22 protein-coding genes are annotated in these 24,738 nt (G+C 68.8%); 14 read left to right on the forward strand and 8 right to left on the reverse strand.

Annotated elements, in window-relative coordinates; translation table 11 throughout:
* Window positions 1–12: 12 nt before the first annotated feature.
* Complete coding sequence (locus FKQ52_RS15955) at window positions 13–1,617, reverse strand: DHA2 family efflux MFS transporter permease subunit (protein ID WP_141628090.1); 1,605 nt, start codon at window positions 1,615–1,617, stop codon at window positions 13–15.
* Window positions 1,618–1,646: 29 nt separating this feature from the next.
* A complete protein-coding gene (locus FKQ52_RS15960; RefSeq protein WP_141628091.1) occupies window positions 1,647–2,738 on the reverse strand; it encodes an HlyD family secretion protein in 1,092 nt (363 codons plus the stop codon).
* A 131-nt stretch (window positions 2,739–2,869) separates the two neighbouring features.
* Here FKQ52_RS15960 and FKQ52_RS15965 point away from each other — a divergent pair, with 131 nt between their 5' ends.
* A complete protein-coding gene (locus tag FKQ52_RS15965; protein ID WP_240811684.1) occupies window positions 2,870–4,141 on the forward strand; it encodes an NAD(P)/FAD-dependent oxidoreductase in 1,272 nt (423 codons plus the stop codon).
* Entirely contained in the window at window positions 4,138–4,881 is a 744-nt protein-coding gene (nth, locus tag FKQ52_RS15970; RefSeq protein ID WP_141628093.1) for an endonuclease III, read from the forward strand. The genes FKQ52_RS15965 and nth overlap by 4 nt, the downstream gene beginning before the upstream one ends.
* 5 nt (window positions 4,882–4,886) lie before the next feature.
* Here nth and FKQ52_RS15975 read toward each other — a convergent pair whose 3' ends face one another.
* Window positions 4,887–5,381, reverse strand: coding sequence for a MarR family winged helix-turn-helix transcriptional regulator (locus FKQ52_RS15975; RefSeq protein WP_141628094.1), 495 nt, complete (start codon window positions 5,379–5,381; stop codon window positions 4,887–4,889).
* A gap of 212 nt (window positions 5,382–5,593) precedes the next feature.
* Between FKQ52_RS15975 and FKQ52_RS15980 the strand changes: the two genes are divergently transcribed.
* Together FKQ52_RS15980 and FKQ52_RS15985 are read left to right on the forward strand one after the other, a co-directional pair.
* Window positions 5,594–7,102 carry a methyl-accepting chemotaxis protein gene (locus tag FKQ52_RS15980; protein ID WP_141628095.1) on the forward strand — a complete coding sequence of 503 codons (1,509 nt, stop codon included), beginning with the start codon at window positions 5,594–5,596 and terminating at the stop codon, window positions 7,100–7,102.
* Window positions 7,102–7,560, forward strand: coding sequence for a chemotaxis protein CheW (locus tag FKQ52_RS15985; RefSeq protein WP_141628096.1), 459 nt, complete (start codon window positions 7,102–7,104; stop codon window positions 7,558–7,560). The genes FKQ52_RS15980 and FKQ52_RS15985 overlap by 1 nt, the downstream gene beginning before the upstream one ends.
* A 14-nt stretch (window positions 7,561–7,574) precedes the next feature.
* Here the strand turns inward: FKQ52_RS15985 and FKQ52_RS15990 are convergent, their stop codons facing one another.
* Window positions 7,575–8,450 carry a RimK family alpha-L-glutamate ligase gene (locus FKQ52_RS15990; protein ID WP_141628097.1) on the reverse strand — a complete coding sequence of 292 codons (876 nt, stop codon included), beginning with the start codon at window positions 8,448–8,450 and terminating at the stop codon, window positions 7,575–7,577.
* Window positions 8,451–8,512: 62 nt separating this feature from the next.
* Between FKQ52_RS15990 and FKQ52_RS15995 the strand changes: the two genes are divergently transcribed.
* Window positions 8,513–9,532 carry an adenosine kinase gene (locus FKQ52_RS15995; protein WP_141628098.1) on the forward strand — a complete coding sequence of 340 codons (1,020 nt, stop codon included), beginning with the start codon at window positions 8,513–8,515 and terminating at the stop codon, window positions 9,530–9,532.
* Between the two features lie 155 nt (window positions 9,533–9,687).
* Here FKQ52_RS15995 and FKQ52_RS16000 read toward each other — a convergent pair whose 3' ends face one another.
* The 3 genes from FKQ52_RS16000 to FKQ52_RS16010 all read right to left on the reverse strand — a co-directional run bounded on the left by FKQ52_RS16000 (window position 9,688) and on the right by FKQ52_RS16010 (window position 11,170).
* The gene (locus FKQ52_RS16000; RefSeq protein ID WP_141628099.1) at window positions 9,688–10,272 is read right to left on the reverse strand and encodes a Smr/MutS family protein; all 585 of its coding nucleotides are present in this window, start codon (window positions 10,270–10,272) and stop codon (window positions 9,688–9,690) included.
* Complete coding sequence (locus FKQ52_RS16005; protein ID WP_141628100.1) at window positions 10,269–10,517, reverse strand: helix-turn-helix transcriptional regulator; 249 nt, start codon at window positions 10,515–10,517, stop codon at window positions 10,269–10,271. The genes FKQ52_RS16000 and FKQ52_RS16005 overlap by 4 nt, the downstream gene beginning before the upstream one ends.
* Before the next feature lie 86 nt (window positions 10,518–10,603).
* Window positions 10,604–11,170, reverse strand: coding sequence for a DUF2975 domain-containing protein (locus tag FKQ52_RS16010; protein WP_141628101.1), 567 nt, complete (start codon window positions 11,168–11,170; stop codon window positions 10,604–10,606).
* A gap of 454 nt (window positions 11,171–11,624) precedes the next feature.
* Here FKQ52_RS16010 and rdgB point away from each other — a divergent pair, with 454 nt between their 5' ends.
* The 9 genes from rdgB (at window position 11,625) to FKQ52_RS16055 (ending at window position 22,174) form a co-directional block, all read left to right on the forward strand.
* Window positions 11,625–12,224 carry an RdgB/HAM1 family non-canonical purine NTP pyrophosphatase gene (rdgB, locus tag FKQ52_RS16015; RefSeq protein ID WP_141628102.1) on the forward strand — a complete coding sequence of 200 codons (600 nt, stop codon included), beginning with the start codon at window positions 11,625–11,627 and terminating at the stop codon, window positions 12,222–12,224.
* 107 nt (window positions 12,225–12,331) lie between these two features.
* A complete protein-coding gene (hemW, locus tag FKQ52_RS16020) occupies window positions 12,332–13,534 on the forward strand; it encodes a radical SAM family heme chaperone HemW (protein ID WP_141628103.1) in 1,203 nt (400 codons plus the stop codon).
* Between the two features lie 517 nt (window positions 13,535–14,051).
* A complete protein-coding gene (gene rsmI / locus FKQ52_RS16025; protein WP_141628104.1) occupies window positions 14,052–14,924 on the forward strand; it encodes a 16S rRNA (cytidine(1402)-2'-O)-methyltransferase in 873 nt (290 codons plus the stop codon).
* A complete protein-coding gene (locus tag FKQ52_RS16030) occupies window positions 14,921–15,355 on the forward strand; it encodes a YraN family protein (protein ID WP_370450985.1) in 435 nt (144 codons plus the stop codon). The genes rsmI and FKQ52_RS16030 overlap by 4 nt, the downstream gene beginning before the upstream one ends.
* Window positions 15,352–16,167, forward strand: coding sequence for a SirB1 family protein (locus FKQ52_RS16035; RefSeq protein WP_141628105.1), 816 nt, complete (start codon window positions 15,352–15,354; stop codon window positions 16,165–16,167). The genes FKQ52_RS16030 and FKQ52_RS16035 overlap by 4 nt, the downstream gene beginning before the upstream one ends.
* Before the next feature lie 99 nt (window positions 16,168–16,266).
* Window positions 16,267–17,214 carry a glutathione synthase gene (gene gshB, locus FKQ52_RS16040; protein ID WP_240811685.1) on the forward strand — a complete coding sequence of 316 codons (948 nt, stop codon included), beginning with the start codon at window positions 16,267–16,269 and terminating at the stop codon, window positions 17,212–17,214.
* A gap of 61 nt (window positions 17,215–17,275) precedes the next feature.
* Complete coding sequence (locus FKQ52_RS16045) at window positions 17,276–18,874, forward strand: YifB family Mg chelatase-like AAA ATPase (protein ID WP_141628107.1); 1,599 nt, start codon at window positions 17,276–17,278, stop codon at window positions 18,872–18,874.
* Window positions 18,875–18,919: 45 nt separating this feature from the next.
* Window positions 18,920–20,449, forward strand: a complete 1,530-nt coding sequence (locus tag FKQ52_RS16050) for a response regulator (RefSeq protein ID WP_141628108.1) — start codon at window positions 18,920–18,922, stop codon at window positions 20,447–20,449.
* Between the two features lie 33 nt (window positions 20,450–20,482).
* Window positions 20,483–22,174, forward strand: coding sequence for an AmpG family muropeptide MFS transporter (locus tag FKQ52_RS16055; RefSeq protein ID WP_141628109.1), 1,692 nt, complete (start codon window positions 20,483–20,485; stop codon window positions 22,172–22,174).
* Between the two features lie 78 nt (window positions 22,175–22,252).
* On the opposite strand, the gene FKQ52_RS16060 is transcribed toward FKQ52_RS16055, so the two are convergent.
* Window positions 22,253–24,535, reverse strand: coding sequence for an NADP-dependent malic enzyme (locus FKQ52_RS16060; protein WP_141628110.1), 2,283 nt, complete (start codon window positions 24,533–24,535; stop codon window positions 22,253–22,255).
* Between the last annotated feature and the right edge of the window lie 203 nt (window positions 24,536–24,738).

Consider the following 24,738-nt stretch of genomic DNA (forward strand, 5'->3'; position numbering starts at 1 on the left):
GTGCTCGGGACATCAGTGCGCGTCCGACGCCACGGGTGGTGCGCCCGGCTGCTGTTTCACCGGCTTGGCCAGCAGGGTCACGAAGGCCGCGAAGGCGCAGCCGACGGCCAGCATGGCGAAGGCGTCGCCGAAGGCCAGCGTCGTCGCCTGCATCTGAAGCATCCCGTTGACGGCCTTCATCGCCGAACCCGCCGGATCGATCGAGTCGGCGAAACGCTCCTGCATCGCCGACAACATGCCCTGCATGGCGCCGCTGGTGTTCTGAATGCCCTGGGTCAGCTCGCTCATGTGCAGGGCGGTGTTGGTCGTCAGCGAGGTGTTCAGAAGAGCCAGACCCACGGCCCCGCCGACGTTGCGGAACAGGTTCACCAGCCCCGAGGCGTTCTTGACCATGTGCGGCGGCAGGGTCGACATCGTCACCTGCTGCGAGGCGATCATGGCGATCATCACCCCCACCCCGCGCAGGGCCTGAACTCCGGCGAACTCCCAGAAGCCCCATTCGCTGGTCAGCGCATGGGCGTCCCACATGCCCCAGGCGCACATCATGAAGCCCCCGAACATCAGGATACGCGGATCAACCGCCCGCACCAGTCGCCCGGCGAAGGGCCCCGTGGCGAACATGGCCAGACCCGAGACGACCATGGTGGTCCCGACCTCCGCCGCCGAATAGCCCCGCACCCGCCCGAGGAAGAGCGGCAGCAGGAAGGTCCCGCCGAACAGGGCCAGGCCGACGGTGAAGGTCATCACCACGCCGACGAAGAAGTTACGATTGGCGAACGCCCGCAGCTCCACGATCGGGTTGTAGTAGGTCAACGTGCGCCAGATGAAGGCCGGGCCGGTCACGGCCGTGACCACCGTCAGCAGCAGGATCTCCTCGTCCGCGAACCAGTCATTCCTGGCGCCTTCCTCCAGCACGAACTGAAGGCTCATCAGGAAGGTCGCCATCAGGACCAGACCCAGCCAGTCGAAGCCCTTGGACAGCGACGGATCGCCCTTGTCGAAATTGGCGTAGCGGCTGACCAGGAACAGCACGAGGATTCCCGGCGGCACATTGATGAAGAACAGCCAGCGCCAGCTCAGCTGCTCGGTCAGGTGTCCGCCCAGCGTCGGCCCGATGGTCGGCGCCAGGGTCACGATCAGCCCCATGATGACGCTGGCCGTCACGCGCTGCGCGGGCGGAAAGGCGGTGAAGGCCACGGCGAAGACGGTCGGGATCATGGCCCCGCCGACAAAACCCTGAATGGCCCGGAAGAAGATCATCTGCTCGACCGACCCGGACAGGCCGACGGCGATGCTCATCAGAATGAAGCCGGTGCAGGACAGCAGGAACACCTTCTGCGTGCCCCACAGCCGCGACAGGTATCCCGACAGGGGGATCATCACGACCTCGGGGATCAGATAGGCGGTCTGGATCCAGCTGATTTCATCCGCCGACGCCCCGACCCCCGCCTGAATCTGCGGCAGGGAGGAGGCGACGATCTGGATGTCGAGAATGGCCATGAACTGGCCGATCACCATCCCGGCGAAGCCGAGCAGGAGGATCGTCCAGTTGACCTGGGGTTCGGCGGCTGCGGCGGGGGCCGGGGCCTGACCCTGCGTGACGGACTGGGACGTCATGGTTCTGCCTTCCCCGTTCGGGGCGGAGTTCAGCGCGCGGCGGTCTGGACCGGGGCGGCGGCGGATTCGGCGAAGGTCAGGCCGCCCTCGCTCTTGAGATCGACCTTCACCTCGACCGACAGGCCGGGACGCAACACCGCGCCCTCGCGACGATCCACACGGATGCGAACCGGGACGCGCTGGGTGATCTTGGTGAAGTTGCCGGTGGCGTTCTCGATGGGGATCAGGGCGAACTCGGACCCGGTCGCCGGGGCGAAGCTGTCGATGTGGCCGACCAGAGGCTCGCCCTTGAAGGCGTCGGCCTTGATCTCGACCTGCTGGCCCAGACGCATCCGGTCCAGCTGGGTCTCCTTGAAGTTCGCCACCACATAGGTGTCGCCCAGCGGCACGATCGACAGGATCACCCCGCCCGGACGGACATACTGGCCGACCCGCACACCCCGCGCGCCGACGACGCCCGCGACGGGGGCCCGAATGACGGTGCGCTCCAGCGCGATACGGGCCTGTTCGACCAGAGCGCGCGCCTGTTCCACCGAGGCGACCGATTGCTCGCGGGTCGAGCCCAGAACACCGGCGGTGCGCTGCTCGGCGGCCAGCGCGGCCTGCGCCTCGGCGACCGAGGCCTGCGCCGTGCGGGCGCTGGCGCGTTCGGTCTCGATCCGCTGTTGCGAGACCCAGCCCTGCTCGGCCAGCTGGCTGTAGCGGTTGACCTGCTGGCGGGCGAGATCGGCCTGGGCCTGGGCCTGCGCCACCGAGGCGGCGCGGCTGGCGATCATCGCCTGTTCCTGTTCGGCGCGGGCGTCCACGTTGGCGACCCCGGCCTGCAAGGCGGCCAGATTGGCCTCGGCCTGCGCCAGCTTCACCTTGGCGTCGGCGTCATCCAGACGAATCAGCACCTGACCGGCCTCGACGCGCTGGTTATCGGCGACCAGCACCTCGACCACATAACCCTCGACCTGCGGGCTCAGGGAGGTGGTGTCAGCCTGCACGAAAGCGTTGTCGGTGGCTTCCCACCTCTGCTTGCCCTGCCACCAGACAACCCCGCCGGCGATCAGGCCGAGGCCCACGATACCGGCGACGATCAGGGGGAGGCGTTTCTTGACGGCGGGATTCAGAGCCATGTCAGAACTCGAAGTACGGGGGGAGGCGCGATAAAGCGTCGCGCATAAATGGACAGCCTTGTCCAGAAATCAACTCCCTTGTTTCGGCGCCGCAACACGTCATGTTTCGCGCCATCAGGACTGAGGTTTCCGTGTCACTTCCCGCTTTCGTCGATGTGGTCATTGTCGGGGCCGGCGCCGCCGGTCTGGCGGCCGCCCGCGCCCTGTCGCACCAGCCCCTCACCATCGCCGTGCTCGAGGCCCGGGATCGCATCGGCGGCCGCGCATGGACGATCCGGTTCCAGGGCGAGGGCCTCGACATGGGCTGCGGCTGGCTGCACTCGGCGGACGAAAATCCGCTGGCGACCATGGTCGAGCCGGCGGGCCTGACCCTCGACCGCACCCCGCCGCCCTGGCAAGGTCAGGCCTTCAATCACGAGACCACCGACGCCGAGATCGCCGACTTCCGCGCCGCCTGGGACGCCTTTGACGAACGCATCGCAGAGGCCGCCGCCGGCGGTCGTGAAGGCCCTGCCTCCGCCTTGCTGGAGCCCGGCAATCGCTGGAACGGGCGGATGGACGCCATCTCCGGGGCCCTGAACGGCGCCCGCTTCGCCCAGGTCTCCATTCTCGACTACGACGCCTATCGCGACACCGGCGTGAACTGGCGCGTGCGAGAAGGCTATGGTCGGCTGATCGAGACTCTCGGCCGTCCGGTCCCGGTCATCACCGACTGCCCGGTGCGCAAGATCGACCGGACCGGTCCCGTCCTGCGGCTGGAGACCGACCGGGGCGTCATCGAGGCCCGCGCCGTGATCGTGACTCTCCCGACCGACCTGATCGCCCGCGAGACCCTGAAGTTCGACCCGCCCCTGCCCGCGCTTCTGGAGGCGGCGAACAATGTGCCGCTCGGGCTGGCGTCCAAGATGCACATGACCGTCACCGGGGCAGAGGACTTCCCCGAGAACAGCCAGCTCTGGGGCCGCACCGACACCGCCGACACCGGCGGCTATCACCTGCGCCCCTTCGGCCGGGCGATGATCGAGGGCTACTACGGCGGCGATCTGGCGCGTGGGCTGGAGGCCGAGGGACAGGCCGCCTTCTTCGCCTTCGCCGTGGAGGAACTGGTTCACCTGCTGGGCTCGAACATGCGCCGGCGGCTGGACCCGGTCGTCGCGACCCTGTGGGGCGCCGACCCATGGTCGCTCGGCGCCTACTCCCACGCCCTGCCCGGTCACGCCGGGGATCGCGCCAGACTGAAGACGCCCGTCGAGAACCGCATCTTCTTCGCCGGCGAGGCCACCGCTGAAGCCTTCTACGGCACCGCCCACGGCGCCTGGATGGAAGGTGAACGGGCGGCGCGGGAAGCCATGGGGACGCTGGGGCTTGATCCCGGGCCGCGCCCCGGCGACGAAGGCGCATGAAGCCGCCCGCGCCGAAGCGCTCGAAAAAGCCCGTCCCCAAACGCCCCGCCGTCATGACCGGCGCGGCGATCCCGGTGCTGCGCTGGCCGCCGGACGAGGATCGGGTCGAAACCATCTTCGAGCGGCTTTCGGCCTTCATGCCGGACCCGAAGACCGAGCTGAACTACACCAACCCCTTCACCTTCGTGGTCGCCGTCGCGCTTTCGGCCCAAGCCACGGACGTCGGGGTCAACAAGGCCACCGAAAAGCTGTTCAAGGTCGCCGACACGCCGGAAAAGATGCTGGCGCTCGGCGAGGAGGGGCTGATCCCGTTCATCAACTCCATCGGCCTTTATCGGGGCAAGGCGAAGAACGTCATCGCCCTCAGCCGGCTCGTGCTTGAGAAGCACGGCGGCGATGTTCCGCTCAACCGTGACGAGCTGCAGGCCCTGCCCGGCGTCGGCCGCAAGACCGCCAGCGTGGTGCTGAACGAAATGGGCGTCGAACCGGCCATCGCGGTGGACACCCATGTCTTCCGCGTCTCCCACCGGCTGGGGCTGGCCAACGCCGCGACGCCGGACAAGGTCGAGGCCCAGTTGCACCGGATCGTGCCGGAGGACTGGCTCCCCAAGGCGCATCACTGGCTGATCCTGCACGGCCGCTACACCTGCACGGCGCGCAGGCCGAAATGCACCGCCTGTGTGATCAATGACCTTTGTCCATCCCGCGCCGGGCTGATGGCGCTGGGCGAAGCCGCCTGACCGCTTCAGGAATTGAGCGCCTCGTCGTCGGCCCCGGCGTCTTCGGGCCGCAGGCCCGGATCGGTCAGCAGGCGGGTCGCCAGCGTGTCCAGCACCTTCAGGGCCGTGACCAGCTCATCATCGGGCACGCCGTCAAACACCCGTGTCCGCATCGCCGCCGCCAGACCGTCGAAGGCCGCCAGGGCCGTCGCGCCCTTTTCCTGCATCACCACCAGTCGCGACCGTCCGTCCCCGATCAGCCGACGTCGGGACACAAGACCGGCATCCTCCAGCCAGTCGACCAGCCGGGTGACGCTGGCCCCCGTGATCTTCATTCGCGCCGCGATCTCCGAGTGGGTCAGGCCCCGTCGCGCATCCGCGAGGACATATAACAGGCTCATGGGCGCCCCCGCATGCCCCGCGCCCCGGTAGGCCTCGGCGGACCGTTGCTGCCAACGCCGCGCCGCCTGCGAGACGCTGTTCACAACCTTCAATTGCAGGGAGTAGCGGGAAGTCGGCACGGCTCTCCAGGGGACGGGCGGCGTAACAATGCGTGAAACGCCGCGCCGTATCACACGTCGGATTCCGGCGTTACCGCATGCCCTTGTTGGGAGAAAAATCCAGCTCTCGCCATGATATATAGCGGGCTAAGCAAACGGGCGCCGCGCATAAATCATTTAAGGTCAGGCTTAACGCAGTTCGCGTTTCCCCTCTCTCCATATCGAGACACGCCATGAAGTCCTTCCTTCGCGCGCGCCCCGCTGATTCGGCGGGTGAGCTCGCCGAGCTGCGCGCCATGCTGGCCGCTGTTCATCGTTCGCAGGCCGTCATCGAGTTCGAGCTCGACGGCACGGTTCGCACCGCGAACCCCAATTTCCTGTCCGTCGTCGGCTACGAGCTGGACGAGATCCGGGGCCGTCACCACAGCCTGTTCATGGACCCTGACGAGGCCGCCAGCCCTGAGTACAAGACCTTCTGGCGTCGCCTGAACGCCGGGGAGTTCATCGCCGACAAATTCACCCGCTACGGCAAGGGCGGGACGCGGGCGGTGATCGAAGCGTCCTACAACCCCATCCTCGATGCGGCCGGGAAGCCGTACAAGGTGGTCAAGTTCGCCACCGACGTCACCGCCGCCGAAATCGAACGCGAACGTCGCGCCGAGGCGGACCGCAGGGAAGCCGAAATCCAGACCAATGTGGTCGAGGACACGGGGCGCGGACTGGCCGCCATGGCGGCGGGCGACCTGTCCTATCGCATCACCAACGAATTCCCGGGGCGCTACGGCCCTCTGCGTGAGAATTTCAACGCCGCCATGAACGCCATGGACGAGGCGATGGGCGTCATTCGCGACAACGCCGGAACCATGCAGTCCGGCGCCGGCGAGATCAGCAGCGCCGCCGAGGAACTGTCCCGCCGCACCGAGCGTCAGGCCGCCTCGCTTGAAGAGACCGCCGCCGCCCTGGACGAGATCACCGCCACGGTGAAGAAGACCGCCGAGAACGCCCTGTCCGCCGACACCGTCGTCGGCCACGCCCGGTCGCAGGCGCAGAGCGGCGGCGAGGTCGTCCAGCGCGCCGTCACCGCCATGGGCGAGATCGAACGGTCCTCCGACCAGATCAGTCAGATCATCGGGGTGATCGACGAAATCGCCTTCCAGACCAACCTTCTGGCCCTGAACGCCGGCGTCGAGGCGGCCCGCGCGGGCGAGGCCGGTCGTGGCTTCGCGGTCGTGGCCTCCGAGGTCCGGGCCCTGGCCCAGCGCTCCGCGGACTCGGCCAAGGAGATCAAGACCCTGATCTCGGCTTCCGGCGCCCAGGTCAAGGACGGCGTGGTTCTGGTTCGCCAGTCGGGCGAGGCCCTGACCGGCATCGTCAGCCGCATCAGCGAGATCACCGAACTGATGGGCGAAATCCGCGCCTCGACCCAGGAACAGGCCTCCGGTCTGGCCCAGGTCAACACGGCCGTGAACGACATGGACCAGGTCACGCAGCAGAATGCGGCAATGGTTGAGGAATCGACCGCCGCCAGCCTGAACCTGACCCGCGAAGCCGCCACCCTCGCCGAGCTGGTCGGACGTTTCCAGGTCAGCGAGGAGGCGCATCGTCCCACGCCGATCCGCGCCGCCGAAGCCCGGATCGCGGCCTTCGCCGCCGAGCCTGCCCCCGCCCGTCCCTCCCGCCCCCGCATGGCGGTCGGCGCCGGTCGCCCGGTCGCCGTCGCCGCCGGCTGGGAGGAGTTCTGATGACGACCGCCCTCGCCGACGGCGGGACGCGGGAGCTGGTCGGCTTCCGCGTCGGGGATCAGGCCTTCTGCATCGACATCACCTCGGTGCTGGAAATCCGGGGGTGGACCCCGGTCACGCCCCTGCCCGAAGCGCCGCCGTACATGACCGGCGTGGTCAACCTGCGCGGCACGGTCCTGCCGATCATTGATCTGGCCGAGCGTCTGGGTCTGCCGACCTCGGAGCCCTCGGCCCGGCACGCCATCATGGTCGCCCGTTGCGGCGGGCGCACCGTGGGCCTGCTGGTCGAGGCCGTGTCCGAGATCATGCAGTTGAACGACGCCATCCTTCAGCAGACGCCGGAGATGGGCCAGGGCGACGGTCAGGGCCTGATCGCCGGCATCTTCGCCGTCGACGGCGGCATGATCAGCCTTCTGGAGCTGGACAACCTGCTCCCGGCCCTGCGCGAGGTCGCCTGACCCAGCGTTGAGCCCTAAGCGTCGAGAATGGCCCGGACGGCCTGCGCGAAATTCCGCCCGCCGTCCGGCGCAGATCCCAGATAGAAGTCCGGCTCGATCAGCTCCGCCTCCATCAGCCGCCACGTCCCGTCCGGCGCCGTCGCCATGTCGATACGGGCGTAGAGCAGCTCTTCCCCGATCGCGGCCAGGGTCGCCTCGGCCAGCGCCGGCGCGCCCTGCGGCGGTTCCGGCAGGGCGACATACTGGCCGCCGAACTGCACCTGAATGCGGAAGTCCCCGTTCACCGGCCGCTTGTTCACCACGTGGCTCAGCTTGCCGCCGAAGAACAGCAGGCTGGTTTCTCCTTCCGTCTCGATGGACGGCAGATAGGGCTGGACCATCGCCGCCCCCTCCGGCGCGCCCTCCAGGGGCTCGCCCTTCGCCAGCCGCAGCGTCTTCCACGCCCCGCCCGAGACGCGCGGCTTGACCACCACCACATCGGTTTCGAACCGGTCGAAGGCGGCGTCCACATCCGCCTGCGTCACGGCCTCGACCCAGATGGTGTCGGGCACGGCCACCCCCTTGTCGGCCAGACGGCCCAGATAGCTCTTGTCCGAGTTCCAGCCGATCACCGACGCCGGGTTGCGCATCCGCACGCCCGCCGCCTCCCACGTCCGGCAGGCCTGAATCCATCGTTGATGATCGCGGTGATAGCCCCACACGATCACCGGCAGGACCAGCGGATAACCGGTCAGGCCCGACGCATCCTCGACATGGTCCGTCCACGGGGTCGGCTCGACGGTCACCCCCGCCGCCTCCAGAGCCGCCGCCAGCCGCTCCAGCACGCCGGGCCACTGGCCGGCATAGGAGGGATCGGCGGGATCGGGGGTCAGGACGGCGATACGGGTCATCCGGCGTTCCTAACGACCCCGCCCGTCTGGTCAAAGCCCCTCCGTCCCGCTATGGGCGCGCCATGACACAGAACGCCCCCCTCTACGACGTCACCGCCGTCGGCAACGCCATCGTCGATGTGCTGGCCCCCTGCGAGCCCGCCTTCCTCGACGCCCAGGGCCTCGTCGCCGGTTCAATGCAGCTGGTCGACGCCGGACAGAGCGCCGCCCTCTATGCGGCCATGCAGGCGGGTGTGGAGGCCTCGGGTGGCTCGGCGGGCAACACCGTGGCGGGCGTCGGCGGCTTCGGCGGGCGCGCGGCCTACATCGGCAAGGTCGCCGACGATCAGCTGGGCGGGGTCTTCGCCCACGACATCCGCGCGGCGGGCGTCCACTTCGACACCCCGGCCCTGGCCGACGGCGCCGCGACCGGCCACGCCACCGGCGTCTGCATGATCAACGTCACCCCGGACGGCCAGCGCACCATGTGCACCTTCCTGGGCGCCGCCAACCAGCTGACCGTCGCCGACATCGACGCCGACCTGATCGGCGCCTCGGCCATCGTCTATCTGGAGGGCTATCTGTTCGACCCGGCCCCGGCCCGCGCCGCCTTCGAGGCCGCCGCCGCCGCCGCCCACGCCGCCGGTCGCAAGGTCGCCATCACCCTGTCGGACAGCTTCGTCGTCCACCGCTGGCGCGCCGAGCTTCTGGCCTTCATCGAGGCTTCGGCCGACATCGTCCTGGCCAATGAGGCCGAACTGGCCGCCCTGTTCGAGACCGAAGACTTCGACGCCGCCGCCGCCCGCCTTGCCTCAATGGTTGACGTGGCCGCCGTCACGCGCGGCGCCGAGGGCTCGGTGGTCATTTTCGGCGACCAGCGCGTCGCTGTTCCGGCCTTCCCGGTCGACAAGGTCATCGACACCACCGGCGCCGGCGACCAGTACGCCGCCGGCCTGCTGCTCGGCCTCGCCCGCGGCCTGTCGCTGGAAGACGCCGGCAAGCTCGGCTCGCTGGCCGCCTCCGAAGTCATCGCCCACTGGGGTCCGCGTCCCATGACGTCGCTGAAGACGCTGGCGGAAGAGGCCGGGCTGGTTCTGGGCTGACCGCCTCGTCCGGGCCCGGTCTTCGCCGACGGAGCCCGGAAAGTGATTGGTGATTGGTGGTTCGCGGCGTCACGGGTGGTTGTTGTCTTGCCCCTGACCGTGGTCCCGGCCACCCACTAATCACCAATCACTTCCCGGCACACTGCCGGCCGTCTCTAGCTCCGGCGAAGCGTCACATACAGCGCCCCGTCGCCGCCGTGGTGGCGCGCGGCCGGGGCGAAGCCTGACACCACCGTCCGCAGTCCCGGCGCGGCCAGCCATTCGTGCACCGAGGCGCGGATGACGCCCGTACCGCCGCGACGGCCCTGCCCGGTCACCACCAGCACCGAGCGATAGCCCCGCGCCTGCGCCCCCATCAGAAAGGCCGTCAGGGCGTCCTGGGCCTGAAAGCGGCCATAACCGTGCAGATCAATCTTCGCCTCGATCGGATCGCGTTCGCGCGACAGCCGGCGCTTGCGGCGCGGCTCCAACTCCTCGGGCGCGCCCCGACCACGGGACGGCGACGCGGGCGCGGGCTCCGCGAAAACCGGAAGGGCGGCGGGCCGCGGTCTGGCGACCTTGGGCGGCGTCTTGCTCATGCCTTTCGGCAGGCCCTTCGAAACCGGAACAGTCTGCGGATCGACTTCGGCCATGCCCGGCGTCACGCGCAACGCCTTCTTCGCGACCTTCTCCTTCACCGAGCCCGTGACGCGGGCCCAGATGCGGCGGTCATCGGGACTGAGATCGTCCCGGCGGCTCATGACGTCCCGTCGAGGTCCTCGTCCGGCGCGGTCTCCTGCGGACCCGGGGTCCAGGCCAGCAGATCGCCCGGCTGGCAGTTCAGCTCGCGGCACAGGGCGTCCAGGGTGCTGAACCGCACCGCCCGCGCCTTGCCGGTCTTCAGGATCGACAGATTGGCCAAGGTCACGCCCACGCGGTCGGCGAGCTCCGTCAACGACATGCGCCGTTCGACGAGGATGCGATCAAGCTGGACGCGGATGGCCATGGACACTCTCTAGCTTCAGGCGCCCTGCGGGTCGACCCGCGGCGCGCCGGGTCGAAAAGGCGGAGCCTTTTGGACGCGCCGCCACATCAAATGGTCAGTTCAGACTCACGACGCAGTCGCGCGCCCTCACGGAACACTTCCGCCAGCACGAAGACGACCAGCACCGAAAAGGCGGGGGTCACCAGATCAAACACGCTGGGCGGCTCAAGCTCGCCGCGCACCAGACGTGACACCAGATACTGGCCGATCCAGGCGCCGCCGGTCACCACGGCCAGGGTCAGACCGATCTGCTTCAGGCGGCTCACGTTGGCGGGCTGAAAGGGATCGCCCATCTGCAGCGCGCGCACCATGGCGCGCAGATGGTTCAGGATCAGGGAGAAGCCGCCCAGATAGGCGGTGATCGCGCCGACGGCGAACAGGATATAGACGCGCGGAACCGGCACGGTGATGCCGCCGGAATCCGTGGTGACACGCACGCCATCCACGCCCAGCGGCACGAAGATCATGAAGATGAACAGACAGACCGAGGCGGCGGTGGCCAGGGTCAGGGCCCAGAAGGCGGCCCAGAGGACGGCGCCGAGCAGCCGGCTCATCTGGCCCTGGGCCAGACGCGGAAGGCGGATCCCGAGAGAGGGCGGTTTCGGGAAACGCATGACGTCAGGCTCTCTCAGGCCGGACGTCGGGGCGCGATCGCCGCGCGGGGTCCGGCGAACCCACGCGCGGTCTTATTAATCGCGATTGTCATGCGGCTCGTCAAAGCTCCCTGACCGGTCGGGTCAGAAGAACTGGACGAGGGTCGAGATGAAGGCGACCGGCATGACGGCCAGCAGGAAGGTGTTGAGCACGCCGTGGCCGACCTTTTCGACGAAGTAGGAAGCGTTCATGGTGTTCATAGTCGTTCTCCGGTGATCCTGAGTGAGGGATGTTTTCACCCCTCTTCGTTGAAACCGCTGCATCGATCTTGCCGGTCTGGCTCGTATCGGAGAACGTCGCGGCGTCCGTTCTTGAGATAATAGATAGGACGTGCACCGGGGTGAGTCATGTTACATATCGTTTAACGATATTAAACTTGTGCAATGAAACATTAAAGCGTCGCTTGAGGTCAAAATGCTGAAACTTGTCAAAGGGATGCGCATCGTCGCGGCGACCCACAACCCGGGCAAGGTTCCGGAGATCAAGGCCCTTCTGGGCGGACATTACGAGGTGGTCACGGCCGGAAGCCTGAACATCCCCGAACCGGACGAGACAGAGACGACATTCGTCGGCAACGCCCTGCTGAAGGCCCGCCACGCGGCGGACCTGTCGGGCGAGGTGGCCCTGGCCGACGACTCCGGTCTGTCGGTCGCCGCGCTGGACGGTGCGCCGGGCATTTTTTCCGCGCGCTGGGCCGGTCCGGACAAGGATTTCGCCTTCGCCATGCGTCGCGTGGAAGAACGGCTCGAGGAAATCCGGTCCGATGACCGCCGCGCCTGGTTCACCTCGGCCCTCGCCGTCGCCTGGCCGAACGGCCCCGCCGTGGTGGTCGAGGGTCAGGTCCACGGCCTGCTGACCTTCCCCCCGCGCGGCGACCGCGGCTTCGGCTACGACCCCATCTTCATCCCCGAAGGCCAGACGCAGACCTTCAGCGAACTCGACCCCGCCGTGAAGGACGCGCTCAGCCACCGGGCGCGGGCGTTCGAGAAGCTGAAGGCGGCGCTGATGGACTAAGGCCGAAGTGGCGAGTGGCGAGTGGCGAGTGGCGAGTGGCGAGTGTTCTCACGCCAAACCGTGTAAGGGATCAATCCAACTCCGGATCGCCTCGCCCCTGGGGTGGAATGCCCGCTACGCCCTCTTCCTCCTCGCCACTCGCCACTCGCCACTCGCCACTTCGCGACCCCGGCAGCGACGTCGCCCTCTACGTCCACTGGCCCTACTGCGCCCGGATCTGCCCCTATTGCGACTTCAACGTCGTGCGGGACCGGGGACGCACCGACGAACAGGCCGCGCTGGTCGAGGCCATCCTGACCGACATGCAGGCTCAGGCGGCCCTGACCGGCCCGCGCCGCCTCGCCTCCATCTTCTTCGGCGGCGGCACGCCCTCGCTGATGGACCCGGCTGCCGTGGCGCGGGTGATCGCGCGCGCGCAGACCCTGTTCCAGCCGCGCGGCCCCATCGAGATCACGCTGGAAGCCAACCCCACCGACGCCGAAGCCGACCGCTTCGCCGCCCTCGCCGCCGCCGGGATCAACCGCCTGTCGATGGGGGTGCAGGCGCTGGATGACGCCGCGCTGAAGGCGCTGGGCCGCAACCATTCCGCCGACGAGGCCCGCCGCGCCGTGGCCACGGCCGCCCGAGCCTTCCCGCGCCTGTCCATCGACCTGATCTACGCCCGCCCCGGACAGAGCGTCGCCGACTGGCGGGCGGAACTGTCCGAAGCGCTGGACCTCGGCTTCGAACACGTCTCGCCCTACCAGCTGACCATCGAACCCACGACCGCCTTCGGCCGCGCCTTCGCGCGCGGCACGCTGGTTCCGCCCGACGAGGACCTCGCCGCCGAACTCTATGAGACCACGCAGACCGTCCTCGAGGCCGCCGGGTTCGAGGCCTATGAGGTCTCCAACCACGCCCGGGGCGAAGCCGCCCGCTCGTCCCATAATCTCCATGTCTGGCGCGGCGGCGACTACGTCGGAGTCGGCCCCGGCGCCCACGGCCGCCTGACACTGGACGGCGTCCGCACCGCCACGGTCGCCCATCGCGGCATCGCCGATTACACCACGGGTGTCGCCGCCAACGCCCCCTGGATCGAGCGCGACAACCAGTCCCCGCTCGAGGCCGCCGAGGAACGCCTCCTGCTCGGCCTGCGCACCGTCGAGGGTGTCTCCCTCACCGACCTCGCCGCTCTCGACCTGTCCCCCGACCGTGGCCGCCTCGCCGACCTGCTCGCCGACGGCTTCCTCACTCGCACCGACGAACACATCGCCGCCACCGCCACAGGCCGTCCCCTGCTGGATGCGGTGCTGAAGGCGTTGCTGACGTAACCCCTCTATCGTCATCCCGGCGAAAGCCGGGACCAGCGGCGCCGCGACGGCGGCGAAACACAGAAGGTCAAAGCAGGACGCCGGCGCTCCTGACAGCTTCGCGCTCGCGCGCGCCGCTGGGTCCCGGATCGCGCGCCCGCTACGCGACCGCTTGTCCGGGATGACGATAGCAAGAAAGCGATACGTCCAAATTTGACGCACCGGCATGTCAGACTGGATGCCGGTCTTTGACATCGCGGTCCGTGACGCTCCCTCCGGGTTGAGCACAGGCTGAATGCCCCGCCGCACTGAAAACCTCGCCAAACGCCCTGTCGCCGGCGCCTGACGTCGTGCCCGGAGCCCTCATTCACGGTTGAAACGGCTGCCGATCACCTCGTCTGACGGGAAAATGTGCACGATGTGCACTGCATTTTTTTCGAGTGCACATTATCGCCCGACCCCGGCGCCTGTGTCGGGAAGACGGAAGTCAGGCATTTTTCCCCTGACAGGGCCGACCCTGTCAGGCACGGTCCCGCCGATGCCTGATCCGTCCGTCTTCCCGCCGACCGCCCCGCCCGCGCGCACCGTCGCGCCCGGCCTCTATCTGGTGGCGACGCCCATCGGGAACCTGCGCGACATGACCCTGCGGGCGCTGGACGTGCTGGCCGCCGCCGATCTGGTGCTGGCCGAGGACACCCGCGTCACCGCCAAACTGCTGTCCGCCTACGGCCTGAAGGCGAAGCTGGAGCGGTGCGACGACCACGCCTCGGCCCGCGCCGCCGAACAGGCGATCGAACGGCTGAAGGACGGCGCCGTCGTCGCCCTGGTGTCCGATGCGGGCACCCCGATGATCTCGGACCCCGGCTTCGTCGTCGCCCGCGCCGTTCTGGCCGAAGGCCTGCCGGTCCATCCGATTCCCGGCGCCTCCAGCCTGCTGGCCGCCCTGTGCATCGCCGGCCTGCCCGCCGACCGCGTCACCTTCGCCGGCTTCCTGCCGTCCAGGTCGGGCGCGCGGCGCACCGCGCTGGAGGAGCTTCGCACCGCCCGCCAGACGCTGGTCTTCTTCGAGAGCGGCCCGCGCCTCGCCGACAGCCTGGCCGACATGGCCGCGGTGCTCGGCCCCCGCCCCGCCGCGGTCGCCCGCGAGCTGACCAAACTCTATGAGGAGTGCGTGCGCGGCGCCCTGCCCGAACTGGCCGTCGATCCGCGCTGCCAGTCGCCCAAGGGCGAGATCGTCATCGTGGTCGCCCCCGGCGAGGTGGAGGCCGCCTCCGAGGAGGACGCCGACGCCGCCCTGACCGAGGCCCTGACCCGCCTCCCGCCCGGCGAGGCGGCGGCGGAGGTGTCGAAGGCGCTGAACCTGCCCCGCAAGCCGCTCTACAAGCGGGCGCTGGAGCTTCAGGGCCGGTGACCCGCAAGCGACCCTCGGACCGCCTCAAGGCGCCGAAGGTCGTGAAGACGCCGTCGCGCGGCTGGCGCGTCAGCCTCGGCAAGGCCGCCCACCGGGCCGGTCACCGCTCCGAATGGCTGGCCGCCGCCCTGCTGATGCTCAAGGGCTATCAGGTCCTCGGCTTCCGCCTGAAAACCCGCGCCGGCGAGATCGACATCCTCGCCCGCCGCGGCCGGACCCTCGCCGTGGTCGAGGTCAAACGCCGCGCCACGATGGAACAGGCCCTCGCGGCGCTTCAGCCGGAACAGTACGAAAGGCTGCTTTCGGCCGGTCGGGCAGTGTTGCGCCAAAGACCCAGCTTGGCCGGACATCTGTTGCGGATTGATATTGTGGCGCTGGCTCCCCGCCGCCTTCCGCGCCATCGTCCGGGTGTGAACCGGGGGCGGTCGTGACGCGCAACGAAGCTGAGACCTGCTTGAGCGAGGCCGGACTGGCCGACGACGACGCCTTCCCCCTGCTGGAAGCGGCCATCGCCTGCGCCATTCACGACTATCCGTTCCGCGACCCGGAGCCGGTCCGGCTTCTCGCCGCCGCCGCCGCCCAGCGCCTGACCGAACGGATGATCGGCGAAAGCCCGGATGACGCCCTGGCCGAGACCATGGCCTGCGACCTGCGCCTGAACGGCGACCTGATCCACTTCGAGCACGTCGGCAACACCGACATCATAGACGTGGCCGAGCGGCGTCGCGGCCTGTCGGCGGCTCTGGCGATCCTCTACCTCGACGCGGCCCGCCGCGCGGGCATCAAGGCCCAGGGCGTCGACTTCCCCGGCCACTTCCTGCTGCGGGTCGAAACGCCGGAGGGCCCGGTGGCGCTGGACCCCTTCAGCCAAGGGCGTCTGGTCATGCCGTCCGAACTGACCCGGCGCGCCCTGCGCGCCGGCCTGACGCCCCATGTCGCGGATCGGCTGGACGTCCTCATGGCCCCGGTCAGCGACCGACAGGCCCTGATCCGGCTGCAGAACCTTCTCTTCATCCGCGCCATCCGCGCCCATGACTACGAGAGCGCCGAGCGGTCGGCCGTCCGCCGCGCCCTGCTGGACCCCGAGGACCACCGCCCCTGGCTCGACGTCGCCGCCGCCCGCGAGAAGCAGGGCGCGCTGGCCGGGGCGCTCGAAGCCCTCTCCCGCGCCCGCTCGCTCGACGACGGCGCCGAAGTCCGCCGCCGCCTGTCCGTGGATCGCGTCCGGCTGCAGCTGAACTGACGCCAAAGGGTTGCGCCCGGCCCGTCCGGCGCCCATTAGCCAAGCTGCTGCCCGCGAGGCGGCCTCAAGTAGCGCGAAGCGCGGTAGGCCAAGAGACAAGTGATGCTGAAGGTCGCGATCCAGATGGACCCCATCGAAGGGGTCAATATCGAGTCCGACACCACATGGCTGCAGGCCATGGAGGCCCAGAACCGGGGCTACCCGCTCTGGGTCTATGACTTCCGCACCCTGGCGCTGGAAGACGGCGTCCTGTTCTGCCGCGCCCGCCCGGTGACGTTGCGCCAGACCGTGGGCGACCACGTGACCTTCGGCGACGAGGTGAAGCTGGACCTGTCGAAGGACGTCGACGTCATCCTGATGCGTCAGGACCCGCCCTTCGACATGGCCTATGTCACCGCCACCTACCTGCTGGAGACGGTGCACCCGAAGACGCTGGTGGTGAACGACCCCGCCGAGGTCCGCTCGGCGCCCGAGAAGCTGCTGGTGACGAAATTCCCCGGCCTGACCCCGCCGACCCTGATCAGTTCGGACCCGGTCGCCCTGGGCGACTTCCACCGCCGCCACGGCGAGGTGGTGCTCAAGCCCCTGCACGGCGCCGCCGGCTCGGGCGTGGTGCGGCTGAAGGCCGACGACCCCAACCTCGACGCCCTGGTTGAAATCCACGCCATGGGCTCGCGCGATCCGCTGGTGATCCAGAAGTTCATTCCGGCGGTGTCCAAGGGCGACAAGCGCATCATCCTGATCGATGGCGAGCCCGTCGGCGCCATCAACCGCGTCCCGGCCAAGGATCAGGTCCGCTCCAACCTGCGCGTCGGCGGCACCGCCCAACCGGTCGAACTGACCCCGCGCGATCTGGAAATCTGCAAGGCCATCGGCCCGACGCTCAAGGAACGTGGCCTGCTGTTCGTCGGCATCGACGTGATCGGCGACTATCTCACCGAGATCAACGTCACCTCCCCCACCGGCGCCCAGCAACTGCTCCGCTTCACCGGCGTCAACGCCGCCGCCCTGATGTGGGACGCCATCGAGAGCAAGCGCGCCGGATAACGTCGCTCTTGCAATGGTTGTGAGTTCGTGTTTCGTTCCTCTCCTATAGCGGGAGGGAGCCATGCACGCGAGCGTCGTCACAGTCGCGTTCGAAGGGGTCGACGCCCGGCGTGTGGACGTCGAGGTCCAGCAGCTGTCGGCGGAAACGCCGTCCTTCACCATCGTCGGCCTCGCCGACAAGGCGGTGGCGGAAAGTCGTGAACGGGTGCGCGGGGCCTTCGCGGGCATCGGACTGGCCCTGCCGTCCAAGCGGATCATCGCCAATCTGGCGCCCGCTGACCTGCGCAAGGAGGGCAACCATTTCGACCTGCCGGTGGCTCTGGCCCTGCTGGCCTCGATGGGCGTCATCCCGCCGGACGCCCTGTCCGGCTGGGCTGCGATCGGCGAGCTGGGGCTGGATGGACGGATCGCGCCGGTCGGCGGCGCCCTGCCCGCCGCCGTCGCCGCCGACGGCATGGGGCTGGGCCTGATCTGCCCCGAGTCGAATGGACCCGAGGCCGCCTGGGCGGGCGACGTGGCCGTGCTGGCGCCCCGGTCCCTCATCGCCCTGGTCAACCATTTCAAGGGGGCACAGGTTCTCCGTCGGCCCGATCCCGGCGCCATGCGCAGCGGCGAACGCGTGCCCGATCTGCGCGAGGTCAAGGGACAGGAAAGCGCCAAGCGGGCGCTGGAGATCGCGGCGGCAGGGAGCCACAATCTGCTTTTCGTCGGCCCGCCGGGCTCGGGCAAGTCGATGATGGCCGCCCGCCTGCCCGGCCTGCTGCCGCCCCTGACGCCGAAGGAGTTGCTGGAGACCTCCATGGTCTGGTCGGTGGCCGGGCTGATCGAGCGCGGCGCCCTGACCCGCGACCGCCCCTTCCGCGCTCCGCATCACTCGGCCTCCATGGCCGCCCTGACCGGCGGCGGCCTGCGCGCCAAGCCCGGCGAAGCCTCCCTCGCCCACAATGGCGTGCTCTTCCTGGATGAACTGCCCGAATATAGCGCCCAGGCCCTCGACTCGCTCCGCCAGCCCCTTGAGACCGGTGAGATCGTGGTCGCTCGCGCCAACGCCCATGTCCGCTATCCGGCGCGCTTCCAACTGGTGGCGGCGATGAACCCTTGCCGCTGCGGCGTGGGCGGCGCCGGGCGCGGGGCTTGCGGGAAGGCGCCGCGGTGCCAGATGGACTATCGCAACCGCATCTCCGGTCCGATGTTCGACCGCATCGACCTGACGGTGGAGGCGCCCCCGGTCACCGCAGCCGACATGGCCCTGCCGCCGCCCGCTGAAGGCACGGCCGAGGCCGCCGCCCGGGTCCTGCGCGCCCGTGAGATGCAGACCGACCGCCTGCACGCCGCCGGCGTCGATCCTGACACAGCGCAGGATCAGGCGGTGAACGCCCGGGTCTCGGGCGATCTTCTGGACCGCTTCGCCACGCCGGACGAGCCGGGCAAGGCCTTGCTGATGAAGGCGGGCGAGGTCGGCGGCCTGACCGCGCGGGGCTGGACCCGCACCCTGCGGCTGGCCCGCACCATCGCCGATCTGGACGGGTGCGACGGCGTCCTGCGCCGCCATATCGCCGAGGCCCTGATCTATCGTCGATCAACCGCCGACGCGAACGCCGCCTTCGACGCCCGCCGCCCGGCCGCCCCGGCTCCCGCGCCCGGCCTTCCCGCGTGGTGATCTCTTAACGTCTTGAGTTCACGGTGTGATCGAGGAGAACCCGACATGCCCCGGCGACGGATCGAACAGCCAGCCCCCGCGACGCCCGAGATCGTGTCGGCCGAGCAGCAGTTCCTTCGCCTGATGAGTCACGAGATGCGGACACCCCTGAACGGGGTGATCGGCATGCTCGGCCTGTTGTCCCGCACCAGGCTGGACGGCGCCCAGCGCGCCTATGCCGAGGCTGCGCGATCCTCAGCCGAACACCTGCTCGGCCTGGTCAACGACCTGCTGGACTACGCTCGTCTTGAAGCCGGCAAGCTGGAGTTCGACGCCGCCCCCGTCGATCTGGAGGCGCTGGTGCGCGGCGTGGCCGAGCTGCTCAGTCCCCGCGCCCATGATAGGGACCTGGAAATCGCCTGGTCAGTCGCCGCCAACGCCCCCGACGTGCTCGCCGACGAGGGTCGCTTGCGGCAGGTGCTGTTCAATCTGGCGGGCAATGCGGTGAAGTTCACCACGACCGGCGGTGTGCGCATCGCCGTCGAGCGCGCGGGGGGAACAGACGAGGCTCCGCGCCTTGCCTTCATCATCGACGACACCGGCCCCGGTGTTCCCGCCGAGGCGCGCGAGCGCATCTTCGAGGAGTTCGGCCACGTCGACTCCAGCGACGCCAGCCGTTTCGGCGGGGCGGGTCTGGGCCTCGCCGTCGTGCGCAAGCTGGCCGCCGCCATGGACGGGACAGTCGTCGTCACGGACCGCCCCGACGGCCCCGGCGCCCGCTTCCGCTTCGAGGCGCCGTTCCCGGCGGCGCCGGACACTGTGCGCGGACAACCCCTCGCGGACGTTTCCGTCGCGGTCCTCACTCCCGACCTGTTCATCCGTCAGGCCGCCGAGGCCCAGATCATAGCCTCAGGCGGGACCGTGGCGGCGGACGCCTCCATTGTGCTGGTCGATCACGCGGGGCGCCAAAGTCCGCACGGCCTCGCCGCCCGCCCCGCCGACAGCCGGGCCGTGGTGCTGCTCAAGCCCTCCGAACGTGACCTGATCGCCCGCTACCGTTCCTCCGGCTTCCACGGCTACCTCATCAAGCCACTGCGACGCGCCTCGCTGGCCGAGCGAGTTCTGGCCGTCGCCGGGGTTCAAACACTGGAACGGTCCGGCGCCCGTCCGACGCACGCCGACGACGACCGGGTTCTCCCCGGCCGCTTCTCGGGCACGCGGGTGCTGCTGGTCGAGGACAATCCCGTCGGCGCCCTGCTGGCCTCGACCTTGCTGAAACGCGAAGGCTGCGCCGTGGAGACCGCCGCCAGCGGAGACGAGGCGCTCGCCGCCCTGAAGCGCGCCCGCTATGATCTGGTCTTCATGGACATGCGGATGCCCGGCATGGACGGCCCGACGGCCTCGCGCGCCCTTCGGGCCCGTGGCGACCGCACCCCCATCGTCGCTCTGACCGCCAACGCCTTCGCCGAAGACCGCAAGGCCTGCCTTGAGGCCGGCATGAATGACCATCTGGTCAAGCCGCTGGAACTGGAAGCCATGCGGGCCGCCCTGTCCCGCTGGACGAACCGCGAAGTCCGCGCCAAGGTCGCCGTCTGAATCAAGAGACGCCGGGGGCGTCCGGAGACGCCTATGACCGACAGCTCGACGCCCGCGACCGAGGCCGCCTCGCCGCCGCCCGCGCCCAAGGGTCTGGCCGTCCTGAAGGCCGCCTTCCGCGAACGCCGGACACTGGCGATGCTGTTGCTGGGCTTCTCGGCGGGCCTGCCCTTCGCCATGCTGATCGGCACGCTGAACGCCTGGCTGACCGAGGCCGAAATTCCGGTCGCGACCATCGGCGTCCTGAGCTGGATAGGTCTGTTCGGCGCCTTCCGGTTCCTGTGGTCGCCCGTCGTGAGCTGGACCCCGCCGGTGATCGGCAAGCGGTTCGGCCGCCGGCGCAGCTGGCTGATCGTCCTTCAGGTCATCATCGCCATCGCCCTGGGGCTGGTCGCTCTGTCGCATCCCGACACGGGAGTGCTGGGACCGCTGGCCATGGGGGCTGCACTGGGCGCCTTCGCCTTCGCGACGCAGGACATCGTCATCGATGCCTGGCGGATCGAGGTCGCCGATGAGACGACGCCCATCGACCTGCTGTCGACCATCTACCAACTCGGCTATCGCACCGCCGCCCTGACCGGCGGAGCCGGCGCACTGCTGCTGGCGACGGTTCTGGGCTGGCCAGGGGTCTTCATCGTCGGCGCTGTCCTCATGGGCGTGGGCGTCATGGGCACCCTGATCGCGCCCGAACCCCAAGCCAGCTCCCGCGCTGCCGTAGCGCGCGAACGTCGGGGGTCGCCGCGCCTGCGCCTGATTGTCCTGATCGCCACCCTGTCGGCCTGGGCCTGGGCGGCCTTCATGCTGTTCCGCTTCATGGTCACAGCCCTGACCACTTCGCCGGCGCCGAGCGCGGGCGCATTTACCGGCTCGTGGGGGCCGTGGATCGTCGGCGCGACCGTGATCCTGCCCGCCGCCCTCGCCGGCCTGATTGTCTGGAAGGGTCGCGGACCAACCGCAGAGGAAGCCTCCGCCCGGCCGAAACTGGCTGATACCCTCTATGACGCCATCCTGGCGCCGCTGGTCGAACTGATGGGACGGCTGGGTTGGGGCGCATTGATCGTTCTGGGCCTGATCCTGACCTACCGCATCACCGACGGCGTCTGGGGTCCGTTCGCCTTCCCCTTCTACATGGGGGACACTGGCGGCGCGCTGGGCCACACCAATGCGGAAGTGGCGCTGGCGTCCAAGACCTTCGGCGTCTTCATGACCATCGCCGGCATCGCGCTGGGCGGCTGGGCGCTTCTGGTCATCGGCCGGATGTGGAGCCTGCTGATCGGCGCGATCCTGTCGGCCGCCACCAATCTGCTGATGATGGATCTGGCCATGGGCGCGCCGGTGATCGGCGGCTTCATGCGCGCGACGCACCTGTACGACCTGTTCGCCGTCTTCCATATCGGCGAACCGCTGGCCCGCCTGATGCTGGCCATCGCGGGCGAGAACGTTGCGGGCGGCTTCGCCGGCGCCGCCTTCGTGGCCTATCTGTCCGCCCTGTCGAACAAGACCTTCGGTGCGGTTCAGTTCGCGGTCTTCATCTCGCTGGCCCTGCTGATCGGCACGCTCGGCCGGGGCGCGCTGGGAGAGCTGGTCGATGCACAGGGCTATGCGCCGATGTTCGCCATCGCCGCCTGGCTGGGCCTGCTGGCCGTCGTGTTCTGTATCCTGGAGTGGGTGCGCGGCAGTATTGTCGAGCGTCGCAAGGTCGACGCCCGGAGCCTGATCGGCTGAAGGGGAATCGGAGCCAGGCTGGACCGCGTCCAACCTGGCCGATTTCGTTCCGGGCCTGATCGGCCCGGACTTCAGGCCTTACTCCTCGCCTTCGGCGCCGTCTTCATAGGCGGCGAAGGTCGCGGCGGTGATGATCTCGCTGACCGAGGCGCCCAGCGAAACGATCTGCACCGACTTCTCCAGGCCGACCAGCAGCGGGCCGATCACGGTCGCTCCGCCCAGCGCCTGCACCAGACGGGTCGAGATGGCGGCTGAATGAATGGCCGGCATGACCAGAACGTTGGCGTGACCGGTCAGGCGCATGAACGGATAGGCTCCCCGCAGTTCCGGCTCCAGAGCCAGTTCCGGCGGCATCTCACCCTCGTACTCGAAGTCCACGCCCTTGCTGTCGAGGATGCGGATCGCCTCGCGCACCTTCTCGCCCCGCTCGCCCGGCGGGTTGCCGAAAGTGGAGTAGGACAGGAAGGCGACGCGGGGGGTCTTGCCCAGCTTGCGCACCGTAGCCGCCGCCTGGATGGCGATCTCGGCCAGCTCCTCGGCGTCCGGAAGCTCATGGATCGAGGTGTCGGCGACGAACAGGGTCCGGCCCTTGGCCAGCAGGACCGACAGGCCGATCATCCGTTCCTTCACGTCCAGAACGCGGCGGACCTCCTTCAGCACCATATTGAAGTTGCGGGTCACCCCGGTGACCATGGCGTCGGCCTGACCGCGCGCGATCATGGTGGCGCCGAAGTAGTTGCGGTCCTGATTGATCATCCGCTGAACGTCACGGCGCAGATAGCCCCGGCGCTGCAGCTTGGCGTAGAGCCATTCGGTGTATTCGGCGTTGCGGTCGCTGATGCGGGCGTTGACGATCTCGATGCCCATGTCATCGAAATTCAGACCGGCGTCTGCGGCATTCTTGCGGATCAGCTCCTCGCGGCCCAGCAGGATGGGCGTGCCCAGTTCGGCCTGCTTGAAACCCCAGGCGGCGCGGATGACCGAGGTTTCTTCGCCTTCGGCGAAGACGACCCGCTTGTTCGGGGCGGCGCGCACCGCGCCGGAAATGTTCTGCATCAGGGCCGCCGACGGGTCGAGGCGCTGGCGCAGGGAGGCGCGGTATTCATCCATGTCGGCGATCGGCTGGCGGGCCACGCCGGTGTCCATGGCCGCCTGGGCCACGAAGGGCGGAATGAACCAGATCAGACGCGGATCGAACGGGGTCGGGATGATATAGTCCCGGCCGAACTTCAGCTTGCGGCCACGGTAGGCGGCGGCGACCTCGTCGGGCACATCCTCGCGGGCGAGAGCGGCCAGCGCCTGGGCGCAGGCGACCTTCATCTCGTGGTTCACCCGGCGGGCGCGCACATCCAGCGCGCCGCGGAACAGATAGGGGAAGGCCAGAACATTGTTGACCTGGTTGGCGTAGTCCGACCGGCCGGTCGCGATGATGGCGTCAGTGCGAACCGACAGCACATCCTCGGGCAGGATTTCCGGGTCCGGGTTGGCCATGGCGAAGATGATCGGATTGGGCGCCATGGTGGCGACCATCTCCTTGGTGATCGCGCCCTTGGCCGACAGGCCGATGACGACGTCAGCGCCGACCATGGCCTCGGACAGCGTCCGGTGGGGCGTATCGGTCGCATGGGCGGCCTTCCACTGGTCCATGCCGTGCTCGCGGCCCTTGAAGACCACGCCGTCACGGTCGACGATCACGGTGTTCTCGGCCTTCACGCCCGCCGCCTTCATCAGGGCGATGGACGACAGGCCCGCCGCGCCGGCGCCGGACAGGACGACCTTCACGTCTTCCAGACGCTTGCCCGCGACGTGGCAGGCGTTGATCAGGCCGGCGGTGGAGATGATCGCCGTGCCGTGCTGGTCGTCGTGGAAGACCGGAATGTCGAGCAGATCCTGAAGCTCGCTCTCGATCACGAAGCATTCCGGGGACTTGATGTCCTCCAGATTGATGCCGCCCCAGGTGTCTCCGATGTTCTTGACGACGGTGACGAACTCTTCCGGATCGGTGGTCTTCACCTCCACATCGAAGCTGTCGACATCGGCGAAGCGTTTGAACAGGACCGACTTGCCCTCCATCACAGGCTTTGAGGCCATGTGCCCGAGGTTGCCGAGGCCGAGGATGGCCGTGCCGTTCGAAATGACGGCGACCATATTGCCCTTGGACGTATAGTCGTAGGCCTTGTCCGCATCCTTTGCGATCGCCAGCACCGGGATGGCCACGCCGGGCGAATAGGCCAGCGACAGGTCACGCTGGGTCGCCATCGGCTTGATCGGCGCCATCGAGATCTTGCCCGGCGTGGGAAGGCGGTGGAAGTCCAGCGCGTCCTCGTCGGAGAAGGTCTGTTTGTCTGTCAGGTCGGGCATGGCTTTCGGCGTTTCCGGTCGCAAGGTCGCAGGTCGTCTGTGGCCCCGTTCCTAGTGCGCGGGACCCGGCGCGACAACCGCTGACGCAAGGGAAGGCGCAAACCCGGCGGGACAGGCTTTCCCGGCCGCCCGCCCGCCATCCTGTCCGGAAAATGTGACAGGACGGCTCGCAATTGCGCGGATTCCCGCACCTTGAGCCCGAT

Source organism: Brevundimonas sp. M20, assembly GCF_006547065.1.
Classification (GTDB): Bacteria; Pseudomonadota; Alphaproteobacteria; order Caulobacterales; family Caulobacteraceae; genus Brevundimonas.

Bases quoted from the DNA above. Each gene is read 5' to 3' on its own strand.
- FKQ52_RS15955 (WP_141628090.1), bottom strand. From the start codon at position 1,617: ATGACGTCCCAGTCCGTCACGCAGGGTCAGGCCCCGGCCCCCGCCGCA.
- rdgB (WP_141628102.1), top strand. From the start codon at position 11,625: ATGCTGAAACTTGTCAAAGGGATGCGCATCGTCGCGGCGACCCACAAC.
- FKQ52_RS16045 (WP_141628107.1), top strand. From the start codon at position 17,276: ATGCACGCGAGCGTCGTCACAGTCGCGTTCGAAGGGGTCGACGCCCGG.
- FKQ52_RS15985 (WP_141628096.1), top strand. From the start codon at position 7,102: ATGACGACCGCCCTCGCCGACGGCGGGACGCGGGAGCTGGTCGGCTTC.
- FKQ52_RS16060 (WP_141628110.1), bottom strand. From the start codon at position 24,535: ATGCCCGACCTGACAGACAAACAGACCTTCTCCGACGAGGACGCGCTG.
- nth (WP_141628093.1), top strand. From the start codon at position 4,138: ATGAAGCCGCCCGCGCCGAAGCGCTCGAAAAAGCCCGTCCCCAAACGC.
- FKQ52_RS15980 (WP_141628095.1), top strand. From the start codon at position 5,594: ATGAAGTCCTTCCTTCGCGCGCGCCCCGCTGATTCGGCGGGTGAGCTC.
- FKQ52_RS16010 (WP_141628101.1), bottom strand. From the start codon at position 11,170: ATGCGTTTCCCGAAACCGCCCTCTCTCGGGATCCGCCTTCCGCGTCTG.
- rsmI (WP_141628104.1), top strand. From the start codon at position 14,052: ATGCCTGATCCGTCCGTCTTCCCGCCGACCGCCCCGCCCGCGCGCACC.
- hemW (WP_141628103.1), top strand. From the start codon at position 12,332: ATGCCCGCTACGCCCTCTTCCTCCTCGCCACTCGCCACTCGCCACTCG.
- FKQ52_RS16055 (WP_141628109.1), top strand. From the start codon at position 20,483: ATGACCGACAGCTCGACGCCCGCGACCGAGGCCGCCTCGCCGCCGCCC.
- FKQ52_RS15990 (WP_141628097.1), bottom strand. From the start codon at position 8,450: ATGACCCGTATCGCCGTCCTGACCCCCGATCCCGCCGATCCCTCCTAT.
- FKQ52_RS16000 (WP_141628099.1), bottom strand. From the start codon at position 10,272: ATGAGCCGCCGGGACGATCTCAGTCCCGATGACCGCCGCATCTGGGCC.
- FKQ52_RS15995 (WP_141628098.1), top strand. From the start codon at position 8,513: ATGACACAGAACGCCCCCCTCTACGACGTCACCGCCGTCGGCAACGCC.
- FKQ52_RS16050 (WP_141628108.1), top strand. From the start codon at position 18,920: ATGCCCCGGCGACGGATCGAACAGCCAGCCCCCGCGACGCCCGAGATC.
- FKQ52_RS15960 (WP_141628091.1), bottom strand. From the start codon at position 2,738: ATGGCTCTGAATCCCGCCGTCAAGAAACGCCTCCCCCTGATCGTCGCC.
- FKQ52_RS16005 (WP_141628100.1), bottom strand. From the start codon at position 10,517: ATGGCCATCCGCGTCCAGCTTGATCGCATCCTCGTCGAACGGCGCATG.